The following is a 10,419-nucleotide window of genomic DNA, read 5'->3' on the forward strand; positions in this document are numbered from 1 at the left end:
CCATAAGGCTATAGTCAGTGCCTGCCAGCAGCCTAAGCTGTACGGTGTCAGTCCCTGAGCCTGCGACAGCGGTCTCGGTGATGGTGTCCTGCAGCGCTACTTTGAAGTTAGCTGCGGTAGTCCCGCTACGGGTGAGGTCAATGATATAGGTATCGTCGCCATTACCGCCGATCAGCTTGTCTGCGCCATCCCCACCATCGAGAACATTGCTACCTGCATTGCCGGTGATGGTATTAGCAAGAGCATTGCCTGTACCATTGATTGCAGCAGTGCCACCATTCACAGAGCCATCAGTGAGTGTCAGGTTCTCTACGTTGGCAGATAGGGTGTAACTGACCCTGGCTTTGACCAGGTCAATGCCTTCGTTCTCTAATTCAGTGACGACATCACCGATGTTATCGATGATGTAAGTATCGTTGCCTTTACCACCGCGCATAAGGTCGGCAGCTAAGCCACCGTCTATAATGTCGTTGCCCGCTCCACTATATAAATTGTCGTCTTGATTTCCACCAAAAATATTATCATTGCCTGCCAGATTTGATTCTGAATTTATATAATTAAGCAAATCTGATAAAGAAGAATGCGCAACAGTCAACGATTGATACTGAGCCCAACTGATAGTAAAACCACTAGCTTTTAGAATATTTTCTGATGAATCGATTAGAGTAATCTCATTTAAAGTACCGCCAGTTATTATTCCATTCAAATCTGTAGTCAAACTACCTTTGAGAGTATAAGAATCGACTGTATTTGATGAGAAGCTAATGGAAGTAATAGTACCTGCTCGAAGTACAGAACCATCTGCACTGATGCCAAAGCTACCCAGGATGCTATATGAAACTCCTGTCGTAAAGTTGGTATATTCAAATTTATTAATACCGCCAGTGATTGCTCCAGTATTGTAATTTACTGTAACGCCTGGGCTGGAAATTAAAAAATTTTCATTGCTATATACTGACGTTAAGTCTATCGATTTAACCGTCAGTAACGGGGTGTCATCAATAAAGTGATTGCCCGTGAGAGTATATTGATAGCCGGTATTGTATTCATTACCGGAAGCGTATGTGTTCGTAGCATTCCAATCACTAAATGCCATATATTCAATATCAATTCTGGCAAATAATGAGTAGTGAGACTGAGCATTAGTTGATAAGGCACTGCTAAAATTGCTTAGAGCAATTGAATCCACCCCTGAGTATTGTAAATTCATTTCTTATTCTTCCCTGATTGTTTTTTTTCAAAGACAATACAGGGATTTACAATTTATCACAATAGTCCGTTTGTCTTGTTTTATTAAACTGTTATATTGCGCTTGAAAGCTGTTATTAGGGTCAATCTGAAATGTTAGAAAAATTATTAGCCGCTGTCGCCACCTGGATCATGGGGGTGATATCCACCATGGGCTACGGCGGCATTGTGTTGTTGATGGCGATTGAATCTGCCTGTATCCCGTTGCCTTCAGAAATCATCATGCCATTTGCAGGTTTTCTGGTCACTAAAGGCGAAATGACCTTGTGGGGGATTGCGCTGGCGGGTGCGATTGGCTGCGTGCTCGGGTCGATTCCTGCCTATTACCTCGGGATGTATGGTGGCCGTCCGCTGGTAGAGAAGTACGGTAAATATGTGCTGATCAGCAAACGGGACCTGGATATGGCGGACCGCTGGTTTGCCAATCATGGCGAGATCATTATCTTTATTGCACGCCTGTTGCCAGCGGTGCGTACCTTCATTGCTTTTCCCGCAGGTGTAGCGCGCATGAACATGACGCGTTTTGTTGCCTATACCTTTGTCGGTTCACTGATCTGGTGCTGGGTACTGGGGTATATCGGCATGAAGGCGGGCCAACATTGGGAAGACCTGAAAGTTTATTTCCATGAATCCCATTACGTGATTGCCGCGCTGGGCGTGATATTTATCATCTGGTATGTACGCAGGCATTTTAAAAACGAACACGAAGCCTAATGAAAAAGCTGCCAACCGGCAGCTTTTTTTATGGCTTTATTTCCAGGTGACTATTTCCATGACACTAGCTGATTCATATCCCGACGCGTTTTCGGCCGCGGTTCATTTTTACGGTAACCAAAAGCGACCATATAGGCCAGGCCGTATTCTTCCAGGTTTACGCCAAACTGTTCGGCCAACAGCGCATCTGTTTCTTTCTGTTTAAAACCCTCAATCGGGCACGAATCGATACCGCGCATCGCTGCCACCGTCATCATGTTTGCCAGCGGGATATAACATTGCTTGCTGGACCAATCAAACAGTTTGCGCTCATCGGTCAGGTCAAAGTCTGATTGCTGAAACTGGCTGTAAAAACCCAGGCGCATATCAGCGATTTCTTGCGGATGGTGCTGCACTTCGCGCATGAATTTTGGCAGGTAAGGGCCTTTAGGATCCAGGAATGGCGATTTCATAGCCAGGCACAGTACAAAGTGGCTGGCGGTATCCAGTTTCAGTGGAGCGCCCCAGGCGTGTTGCTTCAAGCGCTCACGCAAGGTTTTATCCTGCACCACAATAAAGTGCCACGGCTCAAAGCCGAATGAGCTGGGCGAAAGGCGGGCGGATTCAAGAATTAACTCAAATTCTTCAGCGGGGATTTGTTTGCTGGCATCAAACTCTTTGCAGGCATGGCGAAACTGGAAGGCATCCAGGATAGCTTGTTGTTCAATCATATTTAACCCTTATTTAACGCTTATTTAGATGACGACTAGTTTACCGACACTTAAAAATAAAATGGCTGTTTTGACCGGTAGACCATCCTGCTGGAATAACTGTGCATAGGACGATAATTGCTGCGTGAATAGCCCAGCCAGCGTGTTCAAGTCTTGCTGCTCAGTGACCGGCATGGATTTATAATCCACGATCCAGCGCACACCATCGGCCACAAAAGTGCGGTCTATGACTTTCTTGCCATCCACCAGTTGTTCAATCGCCAGCTCGGAAGCGGCTTGAGGGTGTGCTTGTAACACCCATTGCCCGTCGCCAGATTGCAAAGTAGTGGTTAATAATTTGGCGGCTTTGGCTGTCGCAGTCGTCGTATCATTCTCTGTGTAACCACGCTGTTTAAACCAGCGCTGCATGGCGGCCGTATGCATCAGGAATTGATTATTCACACTGTCACCCCATCGGGTAAGGCCTTGTTCGGCAATCAGTTGCAAGTAGAGGTGGGCGAGGGTGCCGGTATCGGCTTCCAGTGCCGCCACCGCCGTAGCTTCATTACTTTGTCTGTAAGCTGGCGTCGTCATAGCATCGGCAACTTGCAGCACAGCCGGGGTTTGCGCTTGCCTTACGCGGACGAGTTTAGGTATGAATTGCTGAATATTGGCATCGGTTTGTGTATATGTCGCGCGCGCCACAATATCGTGTTCAGGAGTGAACTGTGCATGCACTGCTGGCCATAGCAGATGCAGGAAAGTATTTTTGCGTGGCTGCGGATTGCCATTTTTATCCGGTTTCGCGGCGCCTAACAAGTGTAGTTGCCGTTCAGCACGCGTGGCAGCCACGTACAGTACCCGTGCATCTTCATAAGCGGCGCGGGTTTTGTCCAGGTCATTTAAATAATCATAAGCGGTGACTACAGAAGCATTAGCCTGCTGGCTTTTGCGAGCCGCTGGTACATAAGGCGCAGCCACCAGCTCGGTGGAGCCGTTATTCAGCGTCACTTCTTCCCATATCACCAGCTTGGCATCATCAGCCGGGTTGCCACCATCCAGGCCGGGCAGAATGACGGTATCAAATTCCAGGCCTTTGGATTTATGAATAGTCATGAATTGCAGAGTGGCATCGGCTTTTGCATCGGGCGCGGCGTAGAGTTTTTTCACATCTTCAGCCAGCGCTTGCGGGCTGAACTGGTTGTGCTGCTCCAGCGCTGCAATACGGGCAAAAAATGCCTGCACGTCCTGCACATCGTTTTCATTCCACAGGCACTGTGCACCGCCTAACCTTAACCAGGTGTTGTGCACCCAGCGGCTGACGCTAGACCGGCCACGAAAATCCAGCGCAGATTGCATGACTTCGCACACATGGCGCGCACGCTGTTGACCATCGTGACTCAGCCTGGCGAGCACAGTTTCATCGGTGAGCAAGTGCATCACACTGCGATGACTATCCTGGCCGATCAGCGCGTGCAGGTCCGCCAGGGTCAAGCCACACCAGGGCGCGCGCAACAAAGCCAGCCAGTGCACGCGGTCAGCGCGCTGATGCAAGGCATAAGTGAGGGTCAGTAAATCCTGCACAATCTGGCGGTTGGCGAGTTCTTCAATCTCAACCGCCTGGAAACTCAGTTCACTGTGGTTACGGCGCATTTCGCTCACCAGGGCGTGCAGATGCCTGCGTGCGCGCACCAGCACGGCGATGGTCGCATCCGGTCTATGCACACGTGTGTCCTGGATGATGCGGATGATCTGTTCGGCTTCCAGATGGCGGATATCGGCAGGTTCTTCATCTGCTTCAGTCACTGGTATTAATAGCGGATGCACAAACACACCTGCACCTTCTGTATCAGCACGGGTAGCAACAAACGGCCTATAGGCAATCGCGCCCTGTTGCGGAGCATCCCTGACTGGCAGCATGTCCTTGAAAGTCTGGTTGATCCAGTCGACCACCGGCGGTCGGGAACGGTTGTTGCGCCGGAGTTTTAGTGGTGTCAGCTGGATGTCACCAATGCCATAAACAGCGGCATTGAGGAACAAACCTACATTGGCTTTGCGGAAGCGGTAAATCGATTGCATAGGGTCGCCTACCGCAAATAATGTGCGGCCATCGCCGGGCAGCCAACCGCGCGTGAGTGCTTTGAGCAGGTCGATCTGCATCGGGCTGGTATCCTGGAACTCATCCACCAGCAAATGCTGGACGCGGTAATCCAGGCGCATGGCTAGTTCGGTAGACACGCCGCCTTCAACCAATGCTGCCAGTGCGCGCTGCGCAATCTCGACAAAATCCACTTCATTCTGTGCCTGGAAACATAACCATAGTTGTGCTGCTGCGATATTTAACAGCTGGCTAAGCGCATGGATAATCGCATCCTCTTCGCTGTCGGGATCTGGCAGCATGCGGATGCGGGCGATGCTGGCTTCGCTATCACTGTGTTGCGCCAGGCCATCCAGTATTTCAGTCAATGCTTCTTTATAGGGTTTGGCTTCATCGGTGGCGGGCAAGCCCATGTTTTTGTCCAGCCGTTTGCGTACCCCCCCACTCGCGGTCAGTAACAGTTCTGTCAGTGCGCGCCAGCCGGGTAAATCTTCAATAGTAGGTGTGAGCGGCACTTGCCAATCGAGTAAGCAAGACATTGCATGATCTGGTGGAAGCTGGCTGGCGGCATAACGCGCAATCGGCATCAATGCAGATTGCAAGCGCGATGGTAAAGCTTGTGCAGCTTGCTGCAGCTCACTTTCAATCAGGTGTAACAATGCCAGCCTGGCGACTTCACTTTTTATTTCATTCTGATCACCCTCATTAGAGCCACCTGTCTGGCTTAAATGCAGCCATTGCTCACGTTTTGAGAGCATCGCCATCAACAGGCCTTCAAGGCGCGCCTGGTCGTTATCCATATAGCGCAGCACTAGTCGGACCGGCGCACCCAGTTGCGGATCATCCATGGTTTGCAGCGCTTGCCCGGCCGCTTCACGATAATACGCCCAGGCATCTTCAGTGACCGCCGGCTGCGTGCCAAAACGGCTTAACAAAGGCATTTGCCGCGCCAGGTTTGCGCACAGTGAATCGATGGTGTAAATACGTAATCTTGCAGGGGTTTCCAGCAAATGCCAGTTAAGTTGAGCTGAACGTTGCAAGGCCTGTTGGCCTAGTGCAAAAGTGATTTGTTTATGCGGGGCTTCCGGCACCACACCAGCCGCCGCCAGTTGCAGGCTATCAAGAATACGCGCGCGCATTTCTGATGCTGCTTTATTGGTGAAAGTGATGGCAATGATTTCTTCGGGCGCCTGCACGGTTTGCAGTAGCTTGAGCACACGTTGCGTCAGCAGTTCGGTTTTGCCCGCACCAGCAGGCGCTTCGACAATAAAGGATTTTATTTCCAGTGCGCGCTGGCGGTTAGCGGTGTCGTTAGCCAGCGCTTGTTGCAAGTCGAATTCAGAGATCGTCATGACTGCTCACCCAGGTGCCGGTGCTCAAACTGTAATTGCCGCTCAGGCAACCTTAATAATGGCAACACATCGCAATAATCCAGATCTTTTTCGGATTCAAATACCACAGCGGCATCGCCTGCTTTTAAGGCCTGGGCGGTATTGGTAATCTGCCGGCGCCAGTGCTGCAATACCGAATGCCAGTCCGGGAAGACAACCGGATCAAACAATTTGTTTTTTTCGTGGTTAAACGCCCTGATGCCCGGGACGATGTCATCTTCAGCCGCCACGCCGGTGAACCCGCCATCTGTCAGCCGCAGCTTGCCAAAACAGACTGCGGCAATGTCTTCATCCTGCAAAATAAAGGCTGCATAAATCGGCAGTTGAGGTTCGGTAATTTTGTCGCTGGCCCAGTTTTTATAATCCGGCGCGCTGCCGGTTTTGTAGTCAATCACCATCAGGCGGCCGTCTTCTAAAGTATCCACACGGTCTATCACCAGCTTGACCTGTATACCTTCAATGAAAGGATTGAATTTTTTTTCTATCATGCTGACGCTGAAAGCTTGCGGGCGTTCGCGTTCGACTTCCCATAACCAGGTCAACGCCAGCTTACTTAAGCGTTCACTTTCCAGCTGGCAGAACACTTCAGAAAACGGTTGCGAGAATTCCTGGTTAAATTCGCTGATGACTTGAGTGGCTATTTGGTCCAACTGGCTTTTCAGTGCCGATGGCTGCACAGACAGCCAATCCAGTGAAGGTGTGTGCGACCAGAATGCTGCCATTACCCGATGGATTAAATCACCGCGCTGCATGGCATCAAGGCCATTGTGCGGGGTTTCCAGTTTGCGGGCTTTTAACCGGTATTGATAAAACGCCCACGCCGGACAAAGTGCTTGCGCACGCAACAAACCGGTGCCACCACTGATATGCTCACCATCTTCAACCGGTGGTGCCTGGTGGTCGTCCAGCCATTGCCAGTCTTGCGCGCTGTTGTGTGCCAGCTTTTCGGCCAAGGTGGCTGTGCCTGGCGTAGCGGCCGTTTCCGGTATCGCGTAAATCAGCGGGCTCAGGCGTAATAGCCGATCACCCTCTTTATTCGCATAGGAAAAAATAACCTGTTTGGCGGAACGCAACAGACGTTGATGAATCTGGTTGGCAAAATCAATTTGCACTTCGCTACTGGCGTTGGGCGTTGCTGCCTGGCGTTGCAGTTCGGCGGGAATTAGCGCGTTGGTGCGCGACAATGGCGGCCACACATGGTCATTCATGCCCATCACCCATACACCGTCCAGCGTTTGTGCCGAGGCCTCCAGCATACCCATCAGCGTGATATTGGGTGCGCGTACCGTTTGCGGTTGGAAAATCTGCGCCTGACACAATTGCGATAAACGATGCAGGGCAGACATGGCGTCTATAGCGCCTAACCATGGGTCCAGTGCAGACAGTTGGCCAAGTACGCGTTGAAACGATTGCTGACACTGGTACTCGTGGCTGGATAAGCTACGTTCGCCTGGCCAGTGAGTAGCTTCCAGCAATTGGTTAAAACGCGTCACCCATACTGAAGGCGTTTGTTTGCGCGGTGTCTGTTTTGCCAGTGTGAGCAGGGCACTTAAATCGGCTGTGAGCGCCGGGCAGGTAATCGGGTGGATATCTTGCTGTTTGCGTTCCACAAACCGCAGAAAAGTAGAAGCTTTCACCTGCAAAGGCAACTGCCTGCGCATCTCGGCATCCAGCGCTGCGCGCGAGTCTGCTTCGTGTTGAGCTTGTGACCAGTAGACGTTGCCAAGCAAAGCTGACAGCTCGGTTTGTGTGAAAGGCGACTGCTGAAAAGCTAACCTTAGCAAGCTGAGTGCAGTGTCGACCAGCGGCCAGCGGCTGAGCGGCAAGCCCAGTGAGAATTCGTAGCAACGCGGTGTTTCAGCATGCGCAGGGTGCAGTGCTTCCGGGTGAAATACATCGTCTAACAAATTTGCCAGCGTGTCACGCAAGTTGTCGAGTTCCGGCACTACTATCGCCAGCCTGGCCAGAGGGTTGGCGGCTAAGTGCTGTTGTGCCCAGTGTACCGCGGCCCGGCATTCGTCCATCGCTTCCGCAAATGCCATCCGCTGGACATCATCAGCGGCAATGCCCGTGTCATATATCGTTACGCTGACACCTTGTTTCTGGAATTCATTTATAAATGCCTGCAAATGCGGGTTGATACGGTCAAACCCGGCTAATTGTATGTCGGCTGGCAATGAACAAGGGTGTAGCTGCAATTGCCGCAGCTGCCATGCTTGGTAACGCACACTTTCGAGGTAACCGCTTTGTTTAGACAACGACTGGAATTGCTGGCGCCATTGCATAAACTGGCGTGTCTCCTCAGTTGCCGTCGACATGTCCAGGCTGACACTCCATTCGATCAGGTAGCGGTTGGCTTCCATTGCAGCACTGGCCAGGCCATTGGTATTAAACAGCGTAGCAGCTTCGTGTCGGCTCAGGCTGGATTGAATGGCTTGTTCCCACAACATAGCCTCTTGCGTAGCGGAAAGCATGCCCAGTGGCGCATCGGCTACTTCAATCTGCCCGCTTAAAATCGCGTGTTCGGTCAGCTGGTCAAGCCAGTCTTGCAAAGGAAAAACCTCGGGTGCCTGCCATTGTGACAAGGCTTGTTGCTGGAATTGTGTGTGCAGGCTTTGGCGGATTCCTTGCGCCAGGCGCGCGGAGGCGCATAGAATAATGCGCTTGTTTTCAATGGGCTGGAGATGCATCCGATGGAATTAAGTTTATGAGAATGAGTGGGTTAGCATTATTGCAAGCGCTATTCAATATTCATCAGCTTGCATGTCATATTCTCGCGCTTAAATATGATTCAAGGCAAATGTGAAGCGTAGGCGGTGTGGGATTAATCTACATTATTTATCGATAAAATATGCATGAGAAACTTAATTACCATGACTGGAATATAAAACCGGTTCCATTGCTTCGCCCGATGATTTTCTCATGTAATATCAATCTTTACCGCTGGCTGATTTTAACAACTTTAACTAGGTGAATATCAAAAATGGGAAAATTTATAAAAATAATCTTTTGGCTGATCCTGTTCCCAGTGGTCTTTTTAACGCTCTACACTTGGGCGTCATTGAACTGGGTGTATTCCTATGGTGAGCGTATCGGTTACGTGCAAAAATTATCCAATAAAGGCTGGGTGTGCAAAACCTGGGAAGGGGAGTTAGTCCTGGTGACAGTGCCGGGTACACAGGCTGAAAAGTTTTATTTCACGGTGCGTGATCCGGCCGTGGTCTTGAAGGTGAATCAACTGGCGGGTGAACGCGCGAGACTACTATACGAAGAGCACAAAGGCGTGCCCTCCAACTGCTTTGGCGAGACCAGCTACTATGTATATGACGCGGAAGAAATCAAAGACTGATGGCTGAATTCAAGAATTACATTACGCCAGAAGGCTATGCTGCAATGGAGAAAGAGTTTCAATACCTGATTAAGGTTGATCGACCAGAAGTGGTGCGTGTAGTGAGTTGGGCAGCGGGTAATGGTGACCGTAGTGAAAACGGTGACTATATTTACGGGAAGAAACGCCTGCGCCAGATTGACTCGCGCATACGCTTTCTGACCAAGCGTATGGATGCGGCCGAGATCGTATATAGTCGCACGCAAACCAACACCGAGAAAGTATTTTTTGGTGCCTGGGTGACATTGTTCAACCTGGAAGATGAGAGTGAGCTCATCATCCGCATTGTCGGGCAGGATGAGCTGGACCCTGCACAAGGTTATATTTCATGGGTAGCGCCTATGGCGAAAGCTTTGTTAGGTAAAAATCTGGGCGATGCTATACGGGTAGTCACACCTGCCGCAGAAACAGAATACGAAATTATTGATATTCGCTATGAATAACGTCACACTGATTAGCGTTTTTTGAACTAAAATTGCCGGGTTGCGCTCTTAAATTCACCATGAAAAAACGTCTTTGTATCTTCCTGATCTGCTGGTTGCCATGCTTTGTCATGGCCGCTAACGTCATGGCGATGCAAATGTTGATTGCACAAACAAATCCTGTTTCACAAGAGGCGCATGACACCCATACCAGCCACCAGATGGAAGCAATGAGTGAAATGCCTTGCCATGAGCACCAGGCACCCCATGAATCTGATTCAACAGCATCCAGCAAAGCGCATCATTGCGATGTATGCGGATTTTGCGCTATCAGCGGCGGCGTTGCGCATTTTCACACCGCTCCCGATTTAGCCTTCACTACTTCACGTTCAGTCGCGCCATTATTTATGGCCGCGCCTGTTCACTCCCAAACCTATCCCCCCGCTATCAAACCACCCATATTCAGCTA

At 50.4% G+C, this 10,419-nt stretch carries 8 protein-coding genes; 4 read left to right on the forward strand and 4 right to left on the reverse strand.

Features of this window, described 5'->3' with window-relative positions:
- Positions 1 to 1,210: calcium-binding protein (locus tag VK958_RS04880; RefSeq protein ID WP_414683850.1), on the reverse strand; the 1,210-nt coding region annotated here is incomplete at its 3' end.
- A gap of 131 nt (positions 1,211 to 1,341) precedes the next feature.
- Here VK958_RS04880 and VK958_RS04885 point away from each other — a divergent pair.
- Positions 1,342 to 1,962, forward strand: coding sequence for a DedA family protein (locus VK958_RS04885; protein ID WP_325239461.1), 621 nt, complete (start codon positions 1,342 to 1,344; stop codon positions 1,960 to 1,962).
- Between the two features lie 50 nt (positions 1,963 to 2,012).
- Here VK958_RS04885 and VK958_RS04890 read toward each other — a convergent pair whose 3' ends face one another.
- Genes VK958_RS04890 through VK958_RS04900 form a run of 3 tightly spaced genes read right to left on the reverse strand, consistent with a single transcriptional unit; the run spans position 2,013 to position 8,830 of the window.
- On the reverse strand, positions 2,013 to 2,672 hold the full coding sequence (locus tag VK958_RS04890; RefSeq protein ID WP_325239463.1) for an NAD(P)H-dependent oxidoreductase: 660 nt from the start codon (positions 2,670 to 2,672) through the stop codon (positions 2,013 to 2,015).
- Between the two features lie 24 nt (positions 2,673 to 2,696).
- Positions 2,697 to 6,101 (reverse strand): UvrD-helicase domain-containing protein, encoded by a 3,405-nt coding sequence (locus VK958_RS04895; protein ID WP_325239465.1) that lies wholly within the window; start codon positions 6,099 to 6,101, stop codon positions 2,697 to 2,699.
- Complete coding sequence (locus VK958_RS04900) at positions 6,098 to 8,830, reverse strand: PD-(D/E)XK nuclease family protein (RefSeq protein WP_325239467.1); 2,733 nt, start codon at positions 8,828 to 8,830, stop codon at positions 6,098 to 6,100. The genes VK958_RS04895 and VK958_RS04900 overlap by 4 nt, the downstream gene beginning before the upstream one ends.
- A 293-nt stretch (positions 8,831 to 9,123) precedes the next feature.
- Here VK958_RS04900 and VK958_RS04905 point away from each other — a divergent pair, with 293 nt between their 5' ends.
- The 3 genes from VK958_RS04905 to VK958_RS04915 all read left to right on the forward strand — a co-directional run.
- Positions 9,124 to 9,489, forward strand: a complete 366-nt coding sequence (locus VK958_RS04905) for a hypothetical protein (protein WP_325239469.1) — start codon at positions 9,124 to 9,126, stop codon at positions 9,487 to 9,489.
- Complete coding sequence (gene greB, locus VK958_RS04910) at positions 9,489 to 9,971, forward strand: transcription elongation factor GreB (protein WP_325239471.1); 483 nt, start codon at positions 9,489 to 9,491, stop codon at positions 9,969 to 9,971. The genes VK958_RS04905 and greB overlap by 1 nt, the downstream gene beginning before the upstream one ends.
- A 59-nt stretch (positions 9,972 to 10,030) precedes the next feature.
- Positions 10,031 to 10,419: hypothetical protein (locus tag VK958_RS04915; RefSeq protein WP_325239473.1), on the forward strand; the 389-nt coding region annotated here is incomplete at its 3' end.

It is taken from the genome of Methylophilus sp., assembly GCF_035460085.1.
GTDB lineage: Bacteria > Pseudomonadota > Gammaproteobacteria > Burkholderiales > Methylophilaceae > Methylophilus.

Excerpts from the sequence above, each read along its gene's own strand:
- greB (WP_325239471.1), top strand. The coding sequence starts at position 9,489 with ATGGCTGAATTCAAGAATTACATTACGCCAGAAGGCTATGCTGCAATG.
- VK958_RS04895 (WP_325239465.1), bottom strand. The coding sequence starts at position 6,101 with ATGACGATCTCTGAATTCGACTTGCAACAAGCGCTGGCTAACGACACC.
- VK958_RS04900 (WP_325239467.1), bottom strand. The coding sequence starts at position 8,830 with ATGCATCTCCAGCCCATTGAAAACAAGCGCATTATTCTATGCGCCTCC.
- VK958_RS04885 (WP_325239461.1), top strand. The coding sequence starts at position 1,342 with ATGTTAGAAAAATTATTAGCCGCTGTCGCCACCTGGATCATGGGGGTG.
- VK958_RS04890 (WP_325239463.1), bottom strand. The coding sequence starts at position 2,672 with ATGATTGAACAACAAGCTATCCTGGATGCCTTCCAGTTTCGCCATGCC.
- VK958_RS04905 (WP_325239469.1), top strand. The coding sequence starts at position 9,124 with ATGGGAAAATTTATAAAAATAATCTTTTGGCTGATCCTGTTCCCAGTG.